The organism is Coleofasciculus chthonoplastes PCC 7420 (assembly GCF_000155555.1).
GTDB classification, from domain to species: domain Bacteria; phylum Cyanobacteriota; class Cyanobacteriia; order Cyanobacteriales; family Coleofasciculaceae; genus Coleofasciculus; species Coleofasciculus chthonoplastes_A.
The window spans coordinates 356,193-374,254 of sequence record NZ_DS989846.1 but is presented as its reverse complement, the minus strand read 5'-3'; the positions used below and the strand labels follow the sequence as shown (position 1 = coordinate 374,254).

15 protein-coding genes and 1 pseudogene are annotated in these 18,062 nt (G+C 45.5%); 5 read left to right on the top strand and 11 right to left on the bottom strand.

Features of this window, described 5'->3' with window-relative positions; all coding sequences use genetic code 11:
• Positions 1–161 precede the first annotated feature (161 nt).
• The 3 genes from MC7420_RS10655 to MC7420_RS10645 all read left to right on the top strand — a co-directional run bounded on the left by MC7420_RS10655 (position 162) and on the right by MC7420_RS10645 (position 4,044).
• Positions 162–1,049 (top strand): hypothetical protein, encoded by an 888-nt coding sequence (locus tag MC7420_RS10655; RefSeq protein WP_044206293.1) that lies wholly within the window; start codon positions 162–164, stop codon positions 1,047–1,049.
• A 545-nt stretch (positions 1,050–1,594) separates the two neighbouring features.
• A complete protein-coding gene (locus tag MC7420_RS10650) occupies positions 1,595–2,497 on the top strand; it encodes a hypothetical protein (protein WP_006100296.1) in 903 nt (300 codons plus the stop codon).
• Between the two features lie 272 nt (positions 2,498–2,769).
• Positions 2,770–4,044 carry a calcium-binding protein gene (locus tag MC7420_RS10645; RefSeq protein WP_006100316.1) on the top strand — a complete coding sequence of 425 codons (1,275 nt, stop codon included), beginning with the start codon at positions 2,770–2,772 and terminating at the stop codon, positions 4,042–4,044.
• Positions 4,045–4,074: 30 nt separating this feature from the next.
• Here MC7420_RS10645 and MC7420_RS10640 read toward each other — a convergent pair whose 3' ends face one another.
• From MC7420_RS10640 to MC7420_RS10600, 9 genes are all read right to left on the bottom strand, one after another.
• Positions 4,075–4,812 carry a peptidylprolyl isomerase gene (locus MC7420_RS10640; protein WP_006100319.1) on the bottom strand — a complete coding sequence of 246 codons (738 nt, stop codon included), beginning with the start codon at positions 4,810–4,812 and terminating at the stop codon, positions 4,075–4,077.
• On the bottom strand, positions 4,812–5,525 hold the full coding sequence (locus MC7420_RS39485; RefSeq protein ID WP_157453120.1) for a hypothetical protein: 714 nt from the start codon (positions 5,523–5,525) through the stop codon (positions 4,812–4,814). The genes MC7420_RS10640 and MC7420_RS39485 overlap by 1 nt, the downstream gene beginning before the upstream one ends.
• Positions 5,526–5,757: 232 nt before the next feature.
• Complete coding sequence (locus MC7420_RS10630; protein ID WP_006100252.1) at positions 5,758–6,078, bottom strand: hypothetical protein; 321 nt, start codon at positions 6,076–6,078, stop codon at positions 5,758–5,760.
• Between the two features lie 133 nt (positions 6,079–6,211).
• The gene (locus MC7420_RS10625) at positions 6,212–6,526 is read right to left on the bottom strand and encodes a hypothetical protein (protein WP_006100146.1); all 315 of its coding nucleotides are present in this window, start codon (positions 6,524–6,526) and stop codon (positions 6,212–6,214) included.
• A 126-nt stretch (positions 6,527–6,652) separates the two neighbouring features.
• Entirely contained in the window at positions 6,653–6,964 is a 312-nt protein-coding gene (locus MC7420_RS10620) for a hypothetical protein (protein ID WP_006100257.1), read from the bottom strand.
• A 126-nt stretch (positions 6,965–7,090) separates the two neighbouring features.
• Positions 7,091–7,402: a hypothetical protein gene (locus MC7420_RS10615; RefSeq protein ID WP_006100132.1), complete on the bottom strand. Its 312-nt coding sequence runs from the start codon at positions 7,400–7,402 to the stop codon at positions 7,091–7,093.
• 813 nt (positions 7,403–8,215) lie between these two features.
• Complete coding sequence (locus MC7420_RS10610; RefSeq protein WP_063712008.1) at positions 8,216–8,662, bottom strand: HetP family heterocyst commitment protein; 447 nt, start codon at positions 8,660–8,662, stop codon at positions 8,216–8,218.
• Positions 8,663–8,712: 50 nt separating this feature from the next.
• Entirely contained in the window at positions 8,713–10,269 is a 1,557-nt protein-coding gene (locus MC7420_RS10605) for an HlyD family efflux transporter periplasmic adaptor subunit (protein ID WP_006100042.1), read from the bottom strand.
• Positions 10,270–10,359: 90 nt separating this feature from the next.
• Entirely contained in the window at positions 10,360–13,575 is a 3,216-nt protein-coding gene (locus MC7420_RS10600; RefSeq protein ID WP_083798977.1) for a peptidase domain-containing ABC transporter, read from the bottom strand.
• Positions 13,576–14,412: 837 nt separating this feature from the next.
• On the opposite strand from MC7420_RS10600, the gene MC7420_RS35075 reads away from it, so the two are divergent.
• Together MC7420_RS35075 and MC7420_RS10590 are read left to right on the top strand one after the other, a co-directional pair.
• Positions 14,413–16,875 carry a filamentous hemagglutinin N-terminal domain-containing protein gene (locus MC7420_RS35075; protein ID WP_006100371.1) on the top strand — a complete coding sequence of 821 codons (2,463 nt, stop codon included), beginning with the start codon at positions 14,413–14,415 and terminating at the stop codon, positions 16,873–16,875.
• The gene (locus tag MC7420_RS10590; RefSeq protein ID WP_006100331.1) at positions 16,859–17,056 is read left to right on the top strand and encodes a hypothetical protein; all 198 of its coding nucleotides are present in this window, start codon (positions 16,859–16,861) and stop codon (positions 17,054–17,056) included. Before MC7420_RS35075 ends, MC7420_RS10590 begins: the two co-directional genes overlap by 17 nt.
• A gap of 236 nt (positions 17,057–17,292) precedes the next feature.
• On the opposite strand, the pseudogene MC7420_RS10585 reads toward MC7420_RS10590, so the two are convergent.
• Both MC7420_RS10585 and MC7420_RS10580 read right to left on the bottom strand, forming a co-directional pair.
• A pseudogene (locus MC7420_RS10585) lies at positions 17,293–17,643 on the bottom strand (DUF5615 family PIN-like protein).
• Positions 17,644–17,649: 6 nt separating this feature from the next.
• A complete protein-coding gene (locus MC7420_RS10580) occupies positions 17,650–17,991 on the bottom strand; it encodes a DUF433 domain-containing protein (protein ID WP_006100350.1) in 342 nt (113 codons plus the stop codon).
• Positions 17,992–18,062: the final 71 nt, after the last annotated feature.

The following is an 18,062-nucleotide window of genomic DNA, read 5'->3' as shown; positions in this document are numbered from 1 at the left end:
ATGGCTGAAACTCCTTGCTTTAGGTCATCACAATTATGGGCAATCATCGATCAGGACATGATATAAGTCCGACTTACTGCTAGTGAAACCTAGGTTTTGCATAAGTTAGCTAAGCGATAAATTTGGCTGCCCATAATTGATTAACAATCAGGGAATAATTCATGAAAAAGGAACTGAGACTGGTTCAGCACATATTGTTCTTCGCTACACCTCTAGTCACGAGTTCAGTTATAGCGGTTTCACCAACTCTGGCAGCGACCTTTGCCTCGGCGGAAGCCAACGTATTGCTAAGCAACTTTAATCAAAGCCCAGATTTATCTACGGTTTCAGCTCAAACGAATACGATGGCAATGACACCCGTCAATGTCATCTCAGATTCAGATGAGGGTGAAAATGCCCGTTCCGCATCGGCAGGGGACTCAGCAACGGCTATCGCCGAAGCCGATTCACTCTTTTTTACGAACCCTCCAGCCTTTGCCGCTAACACAACCTTGAGTGAGGCTTTTGGCGATGCCGAAAACTTTTTCGGGTTTGCCCAAAGTGAAGCGTCGGTAACGGGTGGATTTTTGATTAATCCAGCCCCAAATTCGACGGAAACATTTTCTTTTGATTTGACGGCTTTCTCTACCCTAATCACTTCAGGAGAAGAGAGTAAGGCGAAAGCTGATATATCCATAGTAATTTTAGGGGGAACTGATCCTAATCCGGTGAATCAAACGGTTTTTGATTTCTTCTCTGTGTTCGGAGAGTTAAACACCCTAGGACAGGATGACATATTCTCGGTTGAAGTCAGCGACAACTTTACCTTAAATACCTTCTTGCCATCGGGAGACTTTGGTGTAGACTTAGAAGAAGAATTGGCGGATGTCTTGGCGATCGGCTCCTATCATCGTCAGTTTGATCGCCCAACTTATCTAACGTTCATAGAAACTAAAGAAACCAAGGCAACAGTTAAAGACTCTGCACAAGTACCTGAGCCGATTAGCACTCTAGGTTTATTGGTTTTTAGTGGCTTAGTCGGTTTGAACTCTAGACGTAGAATTTCTTAGGAATAGATTTTCCTAAACCATTTTGATGACACATTATTCCTTAAGTAATCCCTTGAATTGAGGGATTACTTATGCTTTTTAATCCTGGATTAAGTCTAAATAATTGATAGACTTTAATCTGATACCATTTCTCTTTAATCGTGCAATGAATACACCCCCACCCCCCTGTCGTCCCCCTGAGCAAGAGCTACTAGCGTGGCACACCTAAATTGATAAGTAGGTGGATTTTCATAAAAGTTAACGGTTGAGATTAGGGAATTCACCAATTCATAAACCCTTTAAAAAAAGATTTTTATTTTCAAACTAACTTCACCCATTCAATTTATATTAGGGATAGGATACAACTATAAAGCGTTGGAAGTTACGAGAATTACAATTTACTGATACTCGGCTGTATGTAACTACCATTTAATTCTCTCAACTGTTATTAACTATTATAAATAACAGTTAAATTCAGTCTGATTTACTTGCCAACACATCGATATTTATAACCGCTATGTCGAGCGTGAGATTGTGCTGTCCCTATTGATGATAAGGAGAAAATCATGAAACAAGAACTGAGACTTGCTCAAAGTGTATTGTCCTTTGCTGCACCATTAGTAACCAGTTCGGTATTGCTAGTTTCACCAAGTCTGGCGGCAACGTTTGCTTCGGCTGAGGCTAATGTATTTCTAGAAAACTTTAGTCAAAGCCCAGATTATTCTACAGTTTCAGCGAAGACGAATACGGTGACAATGACACCAGTCAGTTCAGTCTTAGATGCAGATGAGGGTGAAAATGCCAGTTCCGCATCGACAGGGGACTCAGTAACGGCTATCGCCCAAGCCGATTCACTGTTTTTCACAAACCCTCCAGCTTTTGCTACGAACACAACCGTGAGTAACGCTTTTGGTGATCAAGAAAATTTCTTCGGATTTGCCAAAAGTGAAGCATCAGTAATTGGAGGATTTTTGCTTAATCCAGCCCCGAATTCGACGGAATCATTTTCTTTCGATTTTACGGCTTTCTTTAACCTGGCAACGTCAGGGGAAAAGAGTACGGCGGCGGTGGATATATCGTTAGTGGTGTTAGGAGGAACTGACCCTAATCCAGCGAATCAAACAGTCTTTGACTTCTTCTCAGTCTCTGGAGAATTAAACTCCTTAGGAGAGGATGACTTATTCTCAGTTGACGCTAGCGACAACTTCACCTTAAATACATTCCTACCCTCTGGAGACTTTGGTGTTGACATAGAGGAAGAGTCGGCGGATCTCTTGGCAATGGGTTCCTATCAACGTCAGTTTGATCGCCCGACTTATCTAACGTTCGTAGAAACCAAAGAAACCAAAGCAACAGTTCAAGCACCTGAGCCTGCTAGCACTCTCGCGTTAGTAATATTTGGTGGCTGGCTCGGTCTGGGTGGTAGATCTATCAGCATGGGTTGTCGATCAAGAAGGAGAATCTTGTAGTCACAGGTATAAGCAGATTATTGTCTGATTTATAGCCAATAATTGATATCTGATCAATCGCCTGAATTGAGGAGATTGATCAGGTTATTTTGTTGATTAAGATAAAATATTAAAAAGAGTAAAAAAAGATGCCTACGACTAGATAATATGCTAGTTAAACAGGACTGCCAAAATGGCAGATTTATTTTTCAAAATGCTCCATTTTGCTGCTTATTTCATCTACACTATTGACAGAAATAAATTACAAATCCAATAAATGGAGAGTTAAACCAATGGCATTCCTCAACTTAACCAACAACAATGATCTCGTCAATCTAACCACTAATCCTGCTGCAACAAATAGTAATGATGTAATCTATGGTCGTCGTGGCGATGACCTGGTTTTGGCAGCAGATGGTGATGACTTTATCAAGGGCGATCAAGGCAATGATACTTTAGTCGGGGGGAACGGTAGTGACAAGTTGTATGGAGGTAGCGAAAATGACCTGCTTTTTGGCGAAGATGGCGATGACTTCATCAGAGGTGATCAGGGAAATGACACATTATTAGGAGGATTTGGTAACGACAAGCTGTTTGGAGGCAGCGAAAATGACTTGCTCTTTGCACATGATGGGGATGACTTACTCGATGGAGGTAGTGGTGACGATATCCTCAACGGCGGAGCTGGCAATGACCGACTGTTAGGGGGTATTGGTCAGGGTAACGGTACACTCACGTACGATTACAATGGCACGACCTTGACAGGTATTAATGATATCCTGAATGGGGAGAGCGGCGATGATACACTACTGGGCGGTAGTGGCAATGATGTCCTCAAGGGTGGAGATGACGACGACACAGCTCTTGCTAGCTTCGGCGATGACTTACTCCTTGGAGAAAGCGGTGATGATGACCTGCAAGGCGGTGCTGGTCAGGATACGTTAGAGGGGGGTGCAGGTGCTGATAACCTCCTCGGGGGGGAACAAGACGATTTACTTTTTGCCGGTTTGTCTAGTAATCCTTTTTCTACCACTGATAACGATACCTTGAGTGGTGGTAACGGCGATGATCGGCTAATTGGGGATGCAGGCAATGACATACTTGTTGGTGGAATTGGAGATGATATTCTCACAGGATTAATCGGGAATGATGTCCTCAATGGTACTGGGGGAACAGGAGCCGGTGAAGTGGATAGTTTGAGGGGTGATGCCATTGGTTTACCCTCCCAATTTTTCGGACAAGATACATTTGTACTTGGTGACGCCGATAACGTCTTCTACGCTGCTGCTGGCATTGGTGATTATGCTTTAATCAGAGACTTCCAAGATGGTTTAGATAAACTCCAGGTAAATGGCTCGTTCGACTATACTTTTGCGGGAGGAGCATTTGGCGGTGTGAACAGTGCATTTGTGATCGCGATCAATCCCAGTGATGGTGCTTCTGAAGTAATTGGTATTTTGCAAGGAGTTACATCTATTACGGTTGATCCGTTTGTTTCGCCTAAACGTGGCAAAGAGATTTATGGGGGCAAGGTGGGGTCCCGGCCCCTCTCCGCAGTGTGGACGTAAGCATAGTGATAAAGGATTTCCCTTCGGTTTTCAACTGCTTTCACTGTGGATTAGGTAGTTTACTTCACTTTCTAACCACTGTCCAAACAGGCGATTGAGAATTTCTTGAGACCGTTCAGGAGTTAATTGGGCGGGGATAAACTCTTCTGCTCGTAACAGATGATAACCGAGATCGGTTTTAATTGGACCGACTACCTCGCCAATCGGCGCGGCAAAGACTGCCGATGCCATTTCCGGTTTTAAGCGCCAGCGGTAAACCTTTCCTTCATAACCGCACCGACGCTTGCGTTCTGGGTCAATATCGTAAAGGTGGGCTGCCTCATAAAAGCTAATTTCCCCTTCTTCAATTTCATAGAAAAGTTCTCGCGCCAAGGGTTCAGAGGCAAGAATCAGTTGATAGAGCAAAATTTGCTCATAGTCTAATCGATTTTGAGTAAAAAACTTTTCTACCTCGTTGCCAAACAAACAATCGGCTAATTTCTGGGTCAGCAAGCGCAGACGAATTCCTGCTTCCCAATCATCAGGTGTTATCCTCTGATCCGCCAACCAAGCCAAGGTGTCAGCCGCCTTTTCCAAGTGCATTGCCTGACGTTGCTTATCTGCCTCCGCCTGAATTTCTTCTGGCGTGACGACTATGCCTCGTTCCTGAGTCGCTCGCTCAATGACTCGTTGCGACCAAATCTGATGACAGACTTTTTTATACTGTATGTCTTGTTTGAGAAACTCAACAATTTCTTCTGACTCAACGGACGCGCCTGTATCCACCATTATCGATTGATTGGAACTCTCCTTAAACCTAACCCTGGGAAAACTCGGCTAGGTACACCGACAACCCTGTAGGAAATATTACTATCTTTTTGGACAAAGCTGGATGCGGAAAAAATGCTGATAAATGTAGTTGCAGGATTGTTGATGCTGGGGTTCGGTAGGATTACTCTCACCCTGGGGGAAGAGGGTGCAATAGAAGCCGGGGGAGCGCTTGTCGGGTTAGCGGTGACACTGGGGGAAAACCCTGGCTGATTATTAACGGCTGGAGACAAGGGAGTTGTTGTGCCAGGATTAGGACTACTGAGGGAACCGGGAGGAACGGTGGTGGTTGCTGGCGGCGGAGTATTCACGGAGGTATTGGCTGAATTGCTACCCCCACTGAAAGTAGCCCTGGGCGTAAACGTTGCTCCAGGATTAGGACTATTCAACGAATCTGTGAAAACATTAGCACTGGTTGTCGGCGGAGCATTCGTGGAGGCACTAGCGGAACTGCTACCACCACTGACGGTAGCACCAGGTACAAAAATCGTCTGACTACTGCTACTGGTGCCTGTGGGTGAGGTGGCTGTGGCACTGCTGGTTGCACCTGCACCTTGGGAATTCACGAATGAACTACTCGAAGCACCTGCATTAACTATCTGAGCTGAGCAGGGCAAAGTAACCACTAAAGTGCTAATTAAACTGATTAATATTAAATATAATTTGGTCATCATTGGTAAATCGCTCCTTACCTTAACAATGGAGAACTCTGACTGGATACAACTCCCTGTTTTGTCAGCTTGCTTTTGTGTGAGCGTTCCCCTAGAGTAGCAAACTCTTACAAATGGCTAATGGCGCTCTTCATCGCCCGACTTTAAGCCATGGCGACTTACTTAATTGAGCGCCCATTCAATAATTAGAAGCGTCCCGATAGTGGAAGCGGGACGCCGTAGCAATTAGACTACTCTAGTAACAGTAGTAGCAATAGCTATCACTTTGAGAGATAGATGTTGCACCTGCAGAAGAGAAGCTTGGATCAGTATAGGTGAAGGAGAAGGCTTCAGCGTTAGAATGGGGACCTTCAGCAGAGGCATCAGCTTCAGCTAAGGCACTGTTCCCGTAAACCGTTGAAGAGGTGTATAAGCGCTTATAGACATTGACATACTCATTGAGGGAAATGTCTACATCCTTATCGATATCGGTATCGAATTCAAGCTCGTAGTATCCACCAACAACTTTGTTGTCTTCGCTAAGGACTTCGAGGTGATTCAGGTCAGAAATATTCATGAGTTTTCTCCTTTTTTACAGTGAATTAGTTGGCAAAATTGGACGTTTGCTGTTATTGGGTACGCCAAGAGTTAACTTGAGACAGCTAGGCTACTTGTTTAGCACTTCCTTGTACAACGTAACCCTCTTGATTTTAGTAGTCGCTTTGAGAGATGGAGGTTGCACCTGCCGAAGAGAAGTAGGGGTCGGTATAGGTGAAGGAGAAGGCTTCAGCGTTAGAGTCGTAGCCTTCAGCAGAGGCATCAGCTTCAGCTAATGCACTGTTCCCATAAACCGTTGAAGAGGTGTATAAGCGCTTATAGACATCGACACGCTCATAGATGTTAATGTTGACAGACTTATCGATATCGGTATCGAATTCAAGTTCCTTAGGATCGTAGTAGTATCCACCAACAACTTTGTTGTCTTCGCTAACGACTTCGAGGTGATTGAGATCGGAAATGTTCATAGCTTTTCTCCTTGGTTTTGCAATTGATAGTGCTTTTGGGGATATTTGTCTTTCCTGAAAAGAGCCGATTTGGGGATCTGGAGCTACTCGTTTAATCTTGACTAATACTAGTAGCTCCTACCCGTATTAGCTTTGAGAGATGGAGGTTGCACCTGCCGAAGAGAAGTAGGGGTCGGTATAGGTGAAGGAGAAGGCTTCAGCATTAGAATTGTAGCCTTCGGCAGAGGCATCAGCTTCAGCTAAGGCGCTGTTCCCGTAAACTGTTGAATAGGTGTATAAGTCCTTATCAACATAGACACGCTCATAGATGTTAATGTTGACAGACTTATCGATATCGGTATCGAAGTTCAGTTCATCGGGATCGTAGCAGCAGTAACCACCAACAACTTTGTTGTCTTCGCTAACGACTTCGAGGTGATTGAGATCGGAAATGTTCATAGCTTTTCTCCTTGGTTTTGCAATTGATAGTGCTTTTGGGGATATTTGTCTTTCCTGAAAAGAGCCGATTTGGGGATCTGGAGCTACTCGTTTAATCTTGACTAATACTAGTAGCTCCTACCCGTATTAGCTTTGAGAAATGGAGGTTGCACCTGCCGAAGAGAAGTAGGGGTCGGTATAGGTGAAGGAGAAGGCTTCAGCATTAGAATTGTAGCCTTCGGCAGAGGCATCAGCTTCAGCTAAGGCGCTGTTTCCGTAAACTGTTGAATAGGTGTATAAGTTCTTATTGACATAGACACGCTCATAGATGTTAATGTTTACATCCTTATCGATATCGGTATCGAAGTTCAGTTCATCGGGATCGTAGCAGCAGTAACCACCAACAACTTTGTTGTCTTCGCTAACGACTTCGAGGTGATTGAGATCGGAAATATTCATGGCTTTTCTCCTTGGTTTTGCAATAAACTTGTGGTAGAGTTCTTTGCTTTTGCTGTTGTATTTAATATAGCTTGTGCAATTTTAAAATACAAGGGGTTTTCAACTAATTACTGCCAAATTGGCAGAGCAATAAAAACACGACTTTGGAGAAGTATTTTGTGTAAAAATAGACATGAAAATCCTCCTAATTCTTAGAGTTTTAGAATTAGGATTGCTCGGTGATGGGCTTTTATATAAAATCTGTTGCTTGACAGCAATTCCTCGATTAGTTAGGTCTAGCTATGCCTCATACTATAAAGCCTTTCTAGCTTTGAGGATTGACTTCATCTACTCGAGAACCGCTATAAACGGAGTACAACTTGATTAATGTCGCTTCCGCTGGGACATCGGTCATTGCTCATTATTAGGACAGTGACTCTTGTTTACCCTTCAATACAGAAGCCAACAATTTTGATATTACACTATCTTCAATGATAAAAACCCATTAAATTAAGTCCATGCTGCCATTTTGGCAGCATGATTTTTATTCTTTTCTAGAGAAACTAAAATGTGAATGATTCACTATTCCTAAAAAAAGACAACCCCTTTTTTTAAAGCTTTGATGAAGATTGCCTTTTTCAATATGAAGATTCAGTAAAGCCGATGCCAAAACTTGCTGGGAAAACAACTCCCCATACCCAGTTGCTGTTGAAGATGTGATTGAGTAACCAGAAGAACGCCGGAATATTCCCTATATATATAGGACAAATAATAGCTGTAGGGACACGGCATTGCCGTGCCCCTACGATTACGATAAGGAAGGTATAGTGAATCCTAACCCAACCCAGTCAAGCGGTTAAACAGAGACGATACGCCTGAAAACCAATCATCCGAAGGCGCTACAGAATCTGGGATACAGTCTTCTGACTCAATTGCTGGCAACCCCTGTAGGTTATAGCCGCCTTTCATCGATAGCGTTTTGTGATCAACGACTTCTAAGTGATTCAGGTCAGCGATTTTGCAGGAGGACTTTCTGGTTGGTTGTCCTGGGTTCCCAGAGGTGTCCCCACTCTGAAGATTCTCTTGAGGCTTCTGGGAACTATGTTCTTTCCTCAATCGGTTGTAGGTACGGTAAGGAATATAGTATTGGGGATTGTGACCCGCAAAACGCAGCAGCAAAACACAAGCCCACGAATACTTCCCTTGGCGAATGGCGTCTATTATCTGCTCGAACTGTTCGGGATCGAGAGTTTTCTCACGTTTGGCATTGATCGTTGGCATGTTATACGTCATGTCTATCCTTCTCTAAACTCAACAACATTTATCGACAATTAAAGACTGATGCCACCTTCTTGCAGCTCCCGGAAGGGTTCCAGTAAGATATCGGCAATGCGGCGGCGGCGGATAATAATCTCAGCCGTGGCAGTTTGACCTGCCTTAAACTCAATCTGATGACCACCTTCGGTAACATGATTGCGGTCTAGCTCAACTTCGACGTGATAAACGACACCGAATTGTTCGTCGGCTTTACTGTCAGGAGAGATGTAGGTAACTTCGCCCGTCACGATGCCGTAATCTTGATAGGGGTAAGCATCAAACTTGACCTTCACGGGCATACCCACCTTAATGAAACCAGCATCATGGTTGGGTAAACTGGCTGAAAGTACCAACGGCTCACCTTTGGGTGCTATTTCCGCAACGGTTTGGCTGGGTTGCACCACCTCACCACTATGGCTAACGCTGAGGGATGAAACCACCCCATCCACCGGTGCATAGAGAAATTGCTGGTTGAGTTGAGCTTTAGCCCTAACTAGCTGATTTTTATTGTCCGCAATCTTGGCTTTGAGTTGGGTCAACTCCATTTCCAGTTGCTGTATTCGCTCCTGTGCTTCAATCTGACTGCGGCGTACCTCGGTTTGTTTTTGAGCCAATCCTGCCTGAAGTTGATCAATTTCTGCCAAGGTCTGTTGTAACTCACCTTGAGCTTGAATCATCTGTAAGTCCAAATCGCGCAAGGTTTGCTGTGCCTGAAATAGCTGCTCTTGAGTACTCGTCCCCTCTTGCAGTTGACTTTGGATAATCGCACTTTGGCTGGCACGCAGACTTTGTTCAGCTTGAAACACCATTTCTGAAGAAATTGCCCCTTCTTCCAAGAGGGGTTTGAGGGTTTTGAGTCGTTCAGCTTGAGCTTCTGCTTCCGCTTGCCGTCGGGCAAAGAGTTCATCGGCATGAGCAGTTAGAGGTTGCAGCCGTTGTTGTCTTTTTTGGTGGAACGCCTTTTCTGTGTGCAATTGCGGCAATTTCTGCTTTAACACGGTGATCTTTGCCTTAGCTTGAGCCAGGGCAGCTTGTTGGGCTTGCACCTCTGCCTGGGCAATGCGTTGGCGGGTTTGAGCCTCCAGACGGGTTCTCTCTATCAGTTCTTTTTCTTGGGTTAATTCGGTTTGCTGGGAATTGAGCAGTTGCTCTAAGCGCTTAACCTCAGTTACGGCAAGTTCGGTATCCAATTCCACTAAAACTTGCCCAGCTTTAATTAACTCCCCTTCTTCAACTTCAATATCGACAATCTTGCCAGACTGAACCGAGTGAATTTTATAGACATTGCCTTTTGGCACTAATCGTCCATGGGCTTTACCCACTTCATCAATGTGACCAAAGGTTGCCCAGGCACCAAATGCGATACAGAACGCTAACCCGCCCACCATCAGTCGCTGGGGAAACCCGGCTGGCGGCTGGTCAAGCATCGTCTGTAAAGCCGTTGACCATTTGACCGTCGGTGTTGAAGGTTCTGGAGATTTCTGCTCATTGGGTTGCACTGAGGTGGCTGTACCTCCATAAATTGATGCAGCCTGAGACGGTGACAGTATTGACACAGTTGTTTTTTGCATAACTGTTACATCCTAGATGTGGTCAGTTGGGAAACGCTAATATTCTGTGGATATGAACCGATAACATTTCTGGTCAGAATTCAGACCACTTTAAAGATCCAACTGCTGCTGTGCTAGATGGTAGTAAAGACCTTGAAGTGCCATTAATTCCTGATGAGTCCCCTGTTCCACGAGAATGCCTCGGTCTAGCACTAAGATGCGGTTGGCATTCCGCACAGTGGAGAGGCGATGAGCAATAATAAAGGTGGTGCGATCGCGGCTAATCCGGGCTAGATTGTCTTGAAAGCGTCGCTCTGACTCAGTATCCAAGGAACTTGTCGCTTCATCCAGAATCAAAATCCGGGGGTTCCCCAACAAAGCACGAGCAATGGCAATTCGCTGCCGCTGTCCCCCGGAAAGCGTCGAACCCCGCTCTCCGACTTTGGTGTTGTATCCCAAGGGCAAGGCTTGAATAAACGCATGGGCTTCTGCCAACTTAGCCACTTCAATCACTTGCTCCAGAGTAAATTCCGGTCGATAGAGGCTAATATTTTCTAGAATCGTACCGGAGAAGAGGAAACAGTCTTGGGGAACCACGCCGAGTTGAGAACGTAACGATTGGGGCGAAACATGGCGAATATCGTGACCATCAATCGTGATTCGCCCAGAGGTGGGGTGATAAAGTCCTTGCAGCAGTTTCACCAACGTACTCTTACCCGAACCACTGCGTCCCACCAAGGCAATGGTTTCCCCAGCCTGAACCTCTAAGCTAATATTTTCCAGGGTATTGTGTTCCTCTTGTTCACCATAACGGAACGTCACATTTTCCAAGGTCACATCCCCCCGGATTTGGGGTAGCGTCAGCATGGGTTGTTGAGGATGTTCCTCCGGCTGGGTGCCAAAGACATCGTTGAGCCGTTCCACAGACACCAGGATTTCTTGGAATCGATCCCACAGGGCGACCAGAGACAAAATCGGACTCGTCACTTTGCCGATGAGCATGTTGAAGGCGACAAACTGACCAATGGTAAGCTGATCCTGAATTACCAATGTCGCTCCGTACCACAGTAACGCCGTGCTGCCGAGGGTATTAAACAAACCACTCACTGCCTGCAAGCCATTACTCAGATGGAAGGCTTTAAACTGGGTATTTAACTGACTGGTGAAACGGTCTTCCCAGCGCCAGCGCACCTCTTGTTCGGCGGCGGTAGATTTAACGGTTGCTACCCCTGTCATCATTTCCACCAACAAGGAATTTTGCGCCGCGACTTCCTTAAACACTTCCCGCGACTTCTGACGCAGAAACGGACTGGCGACCACTGTTAAGATCGCGATCGGGGGAATCGTGGCTAGCACCAGCAGGGTAAGCTGCCAGTTGTAGTAGAACATCAACCCCGCATAGACAAACACCATCAACACATCCAGCCAGGTACCAATGACTTGCTGAGTCAGGAACGCCTTAATTTTGCTGGTTTCCTGAACCCGGGTGATGATGTCCCCTACCTGACGGGATTCAAAAAACTTCAGGGGTAAGCTCAGGGTATGGTTAATGAAACCACTGATAAACGTGAGACTCAAACGATTGGAATAATAGAACAGCAGATATCGTCGGGTGACACCGATGCCAATACTCCAAACGCCAAAGATAATCAGTCCAATGGCAAACACCTGCAGTGTGATTAAGCTTTTATTGACCACCACCCGGTCGAGGATAATTTGGGTAAACAGGGGGGTAATCAGCCCAAAAACCTGGAGCAGCAATGACGCTAAGATAATCTGCAACAGGATAGAGCGATGGGGCCACAGTAACCCCCAAAAGCGTTTCAGAGAGCGCTTTTCATCGGGGGCGGCTGCCAGTTGGGCGGTTGGCTCTAACAGGAGTGCATATCCTGTCCAATTTGTCAAAAACTCTTGCCGGGGAACCAAGCGCTTGCCCATCGCCGGATCAGCCATGAGAACGCGATCGCCCTTCACCCGGTAAACGACGACATAGTGATCTCCCTGCCAGTGGGCAATCCAGGGATTTTTCTGCTGTTGCAGGCGACTCAAGGACGCCCGCACCGGCGTGGCTTTAAATCCCAAGGTTTGGGCGGCTTTGGTTAATCCTTTGAGCGAAGCCCCTGCTCGCCCCACGTCGGCTAACTCCCGCAGGGAGTTGAGACTAAACCGTTTCCCCCAATACCGCCCAATCATCGCCAAGCAAGTCGGTCCACAGTCTGAGGAACTCTGCTGCTGAATGAAAGGGTAACCGCGCCAAAACTGTCGTCCCCGATAACGTCCCGTTGTCGGTTGAGGAAAGGCGATGGGTTGGGTATCAGGGGACTCAAAAGAGGCGGGTTCAGGCTGGGGTTGGGGAACAGGGAGAGCCTGAGTCCGAGTTTTCTGAACCAAGCTTCTCGACGTTTTCGATTTTAGAGATGGATTGGGTTTGCTGCCATTGGTTGACTCGGGCTGAGCCTGGGCTAACACTTGAACAATCCCTTGGGCGGCTTGCCAATGTTCTAGGGGCAACCAGTAAACGGATAAATCAGTTTGGGCAACCCAATCCGTTGGTATAGGTTGTGGATGTCCCCAGCTTTCGCCGATAGTCGGGGGGAGACGGTGAGCATTAGATTCTGCTCCCTGACGTTCAATTTCACCCCCATGTAGCCAGAAGTGACCGGGTTGTTCTGTTGCTACATCCGCTAATGACTCACCTGCCCGAATCTGAATTTCTTCTATATCTTCTATATAAGGAAGGAGTTGCTCGATCGCTAAATGACTTTGCGATCGCAGTTGGGTTAATGTCTTCCAGAAAATCAGGCGCTGCCTGTTTTGTGCTTGTTGTCGCCAGTGCGCTTCTAGCTCAGGGAACCGTTCTAACCAGGGTTGGAGTTGATCAAAGCGAATGCGAGCTATCCACCCTTCACTCGCCGCGATCGCTCGGTAAGGTAACGATTCATTGCACAACTGTTGATCAGCCCCCAATGAGTCTCCGGGTGTCTCAAGTACCTCAGCCGAAACCTCCCGCCCCTTAGAGGGATCAAAACCTAACAACCTGACCCGCCCTTGACCGATAATATGTAGATATGTATCGGAATATGTGCTATTATGTTCTGTGTGAACAGAATGTTGCGGGTTGGGTTGTTGTATAATATTACTTAACAGTTCAAAACCAAGCTGGAGTTCGGAAAATTCAAAAGATTGGCTCAACTCTAGGGCAGTTGTGGAGTCGAGTAAACCTTGGCTTAACTGCTGAAGCACACAGCCGAAGATTTCGTCTAGTCCTTGGTAAGGAGAACTTAACGGGGTAGGATATTTCGTTAGTCTACCTGATACATTTTTCATGGACGCACACCTAAGATTGTCTAGTTCTAAGATCTGGTCAAACCAGAAAATTTTCACAATCTGTTACTATTGCTAAACTAGGTACGCTCAGTTAAGTAACACTGGGTTTACCTATATGAAGCTGTGTAGATCGCCGGAAATGTCGCTGTACTCAGATCGCGTGACTTGGAATTTGCTTAGATGACAGGGGAATAGGTATGTTTGCCTACTTATCTAAACAAAAAAAATTGTTATTCCTTTGAACTCGATGTCTAAGTTAGACTATTCAATCTAATCATACTAAGTCAAGTATTAAAGCTGAACTTTACAGAATCTTTATAAGCATCTTCACAGAATTTTCATTAAGATTCTTATAGTGAAAGCGGTAGGCAGGGAAGCTGTCATGCACTTAGATCGTTGAGGCTGACGGGAAGACGGGGGACGGGGAGAAACTTTACCCGATTTGCTGTATTGTATGATACATTGTTCCGTTTAATTTCCCCTGGCTGCCAAGGATTGTTGATCTACGAAATTGGACGATTACCGAGTAGTATTGGGTAGTGGGATATTCACTCAACTGGCGGTTATGATATTTCGGACTATTGTGCGATCGCGCTTAACCCGTAGGGTGGGTTAGGCAGTAATCAATTCCGGAAACAAACCCTTTAATAAAATATCTGCCGTAACCCACCGCATTATCCTTTGCAACAGGTGAACCAACGAGGAGGGCGAGTCGATAACATTAGTGGATTTCCCCTTAATGATAGTGCAGCGACTCGCCCCTACAAACAGGACACAGGACATAATAAAATAAATATCAGGTTGGGAATTCCCTAAATCTCACATCTAGAGGGTGCTATGTTGACCATCAATCAAAGCTTACAGCGTCTGATATATGGAAGCGCGATCGCTCCCCTCCTCTTCATCCCCTGTAACCCTGTCCTCGCCCAGATTACACCCGATTCCACACTAGGCGCTGAAGGTTCCTCAATCCTACCGAATGGTGTGGTTATTGATGGAGTCACCGCCGATTTAATTCAGGATGGCGCTAGTCGAGGTTCCGCCTTATTTCATAGCTTTTTAGAGTTTAATATTAATGAAGGACAACGGGTTTATTTTGCCAACCCTGACGGAATTGAAGCCATTTTTAGTCGGGTGACGGGAACTGATCCCTCGGATATTTTAGGGACATTAGGCGTCAATGGTGCAGCAGATTTAATCTTCATCAATCCTAATGGAATTATCTTTGGCGAAAATGCTCAATTAGACATCCGGGGTTCGTTTATTGGGAGTACAGCCAATGGGGTGGTATTTGAGAATGGCACAACGTTTAGTGCGACGAATCCCGAAGCACCGCCATTGCTTACTATTAATGTGCCTTTGGGATTGCAATATGGAAATCAGAATCCAGCCGCGATTACGAATTCTGGAACTCTAGAAGTGGGGGAAGATTTAACCTTAGTGGGTGGAACAGTTACCAGTTTAGGACAATTAGCCGCCCCCGCCGGACATTTGGAGATAGCCGCATTAACTGGAGATGCAACAGTGCGGGATGGGTTGGCGCAGTCGGCTGTTTTATTCGCGAATAATAATTTAATTTTAGAGGAAAGTCAGTTAGTCACCGCTGGAGATTTAATCCTGTTGGCTGGCGATACGGTGCGAGTGCGCGATAGTGTCGAAATTCCGTTTATCGCCCATGCTGGCGGGAATCTTTATATTCAGGGAAATCAAGGCATTGATATTCTGGCATTGAATCATCCGGGAACGCCGTTTCAGAGTGGTGGGGAGTTGAGTTTAGTCAGTGATGGGGTGATTTCTGGGGATGCTCATTTTGCCAGTGGGAGTCAGTTTGCGATTCTGAATTTAGCGGGGGAACCGGGGGAGTTTTGGAGTTACTATGATCCGATTATTAGTGTAGATGGGGATGTTATTATTGGGGATTATACAGGCGCTTCACTTTTAATCGAAGCCACCGGAAGCATCAAGACAGGAAATATCACAATTACTCAAGCAGATGTTGCTTTAAATAACACGAATGACCCCACTGACCCAGATATTGCTATATTGACAAGTGAGCCAGCTTTAATTATGCGATCGGGAGTCGATACTTTAAAATATCCGGTAACTCCGCCAAATCTACCACAGCAACCACCGCCACCACCAACCAACTCCACATTCAAGTATGAGAACAATTTTCAAGGATCAGTTGGTTCAGAATGGTCTAATACCCAAACAGAGACAACACCCGCCGGATGTACAATCTGTACAACTTTTCTGGGACCCTTTGGTCAAGAAACGGTAAGTCTAACACTTAATAATCTTCCCTCACCTGCCCAGGTTACAGGCTCTTTTGAGCTATTTATTATTGGCTCATGGGACGGTAACGATACCTCGGCGATTAGTGGACCCGATGTTTGGCAGTTAAGTATTGATAATAATGTGTGGGTAAACGCAACGTTTAGTAATGTCAACAGTAAACAATCATTTCCTGATGATTATCTTCAAGGAGAACATCCGTCCCATCAATCTGCTGATCACATAGATGAATTGGGATATACGTCTTCAACTATCCCTGATTTAACCTTCGGTGACTCAATCTACACGATAGAGTTTTCTCTTGAACACACATCAAACTCTCTACAACTCGATTTTTCTAAATTACCACCCGGAGAAGTGCTTGAAAATGAAAACTGGGGGATAGATGATATCGAGGTAGTTGCGGAAGTTTCCTCAACACCGCCAGTCACACCACCGGATAATAGCTTAACTTTACCCTCTTTCACGACTTCTGTAAAACCGTCAGATGGCAGTATCACCACAGTTAATATTGAAACTCTAGGAGGACGAGTTATCTTAGACGCAACCAGTGATATTAATCTGATTGGAGGAATTACCTCAAATGGTGGCGAGATTAGTATTCATAGTGATAGTGCAGTCAATGCCACGGGAGTGATTATCGATTCCACGAATAATGAAGGAACGGGTAATAGTGGTAATATTGACGTTACGGCACAATCAGTTTCTCTCGCTGATGGTGCCCGATTACTTTCTAGAGTAGTTGGCAACAATCAGGGAGGAAATATCACGGTAAAGGCTTCTGAGTCAGTTAACCTGACTGATTCATTACCGGAGGGAAATTCAACAGGTTTGTTTGCTACCTCTGATGGGAGTGGTAAACCGGGAAATGTTTTCGTAGAAACTCCAGAGTTAAATCTTCAAGGAAGAGCCAGAATATTAACGGAAGCTTACGATATAGGAAATGCTGGAGAATTAAGGATTGAAACTGACCGTTTAAGCCTTCAGGGTGGTGCTAGTTCCTAGTAACGATAGTCGCCCCGCTAAAATTGAACCCGTAACCCAGAGGCGTTCAACGCCAATAATTGAAGCCCAAGGCTGGATAAAATTACCCGATGGAACAATCGTTCTCACCGCCCAAGCCCCTAATATTACCCCGAATACGGGTTGGCAAAATCCGCTACATTGTCAGAGCGCTGTTAAGTGATGAGTAACCCGTAGGGGCGTGGCACACCTTATTTGATGAATTAACCATTAGCCCCGAAACTGTAGGGGCGCAAAGACTTGCGCCCGATTCAATCATCACATCTAATCCATCATTTTAGCTGTGTTAGCTGTAGGGTGGGTTAGGCGGTAATCAATTAAGAAAATAAACCATTTAATTAGTTATCCGCCGTAACCCACCAAGTTATCCTTTTTAATTAATCCTTTTTAATTAGTAGATCACGAAAAAGGAATGAAAATAATCTGATCTTCGTATTCTCCTGGCTGACTGCACAAAATAAAGAGTTCCAAATCATCAAGGATTTGTCCAATGGGAGCTGTGGCAATAACCTCGACAACTCCAGGCATTGGTAAACCCTGATTGATGCGATCGCCTGCATACATGACAATAGTGGCAACGTCATGGGTGAGCAAGATGCGCTCCTCGTTGGCAGCCCATTCCAGAATAGTAGCATCATCAGTGTGCATCAGCCCGACATCCTATACACGGACTACATCCAGCTCAGGCAAACGTCTGATCAGCCCACGCAATATGGCTCCGTTGAAGTTTTCGTCAGTCACAAGACGCATTTGATATCAACTTACTTGGGATTGATGACGAGCCAAGAGACGTTCTCGGAGATTAACCAAATTATTGTCTTGAGTCAATTTTTGTCTGTACTGTTGAGCATTTTGGCGACGCTGCTCCAAGTAGTTATCAATCTGCTGGCGATGGGTGAGGTAGTAAGCGATAGTTGCATAAATCTCTGACAGGCTAAGCACATCGTATTGGAGAGCAATTTCTTCGGGAGTAGAGCCGATTTGATAGGCAGCAAGTAGACTGTCAAGGGTTACTCGGCTCTGACCGATACGGATACCCCCAGCTTCGTCCCATCGCAAGGGTGGAGCGGTAGCTTGAAATTCAACTTGAATGCTCATGGGATGGTCTTATCGCAGAATTTGCTTCTTTGCTTTAGCTTACTTGAGTGCGACGCTTTTGCATAGATAGG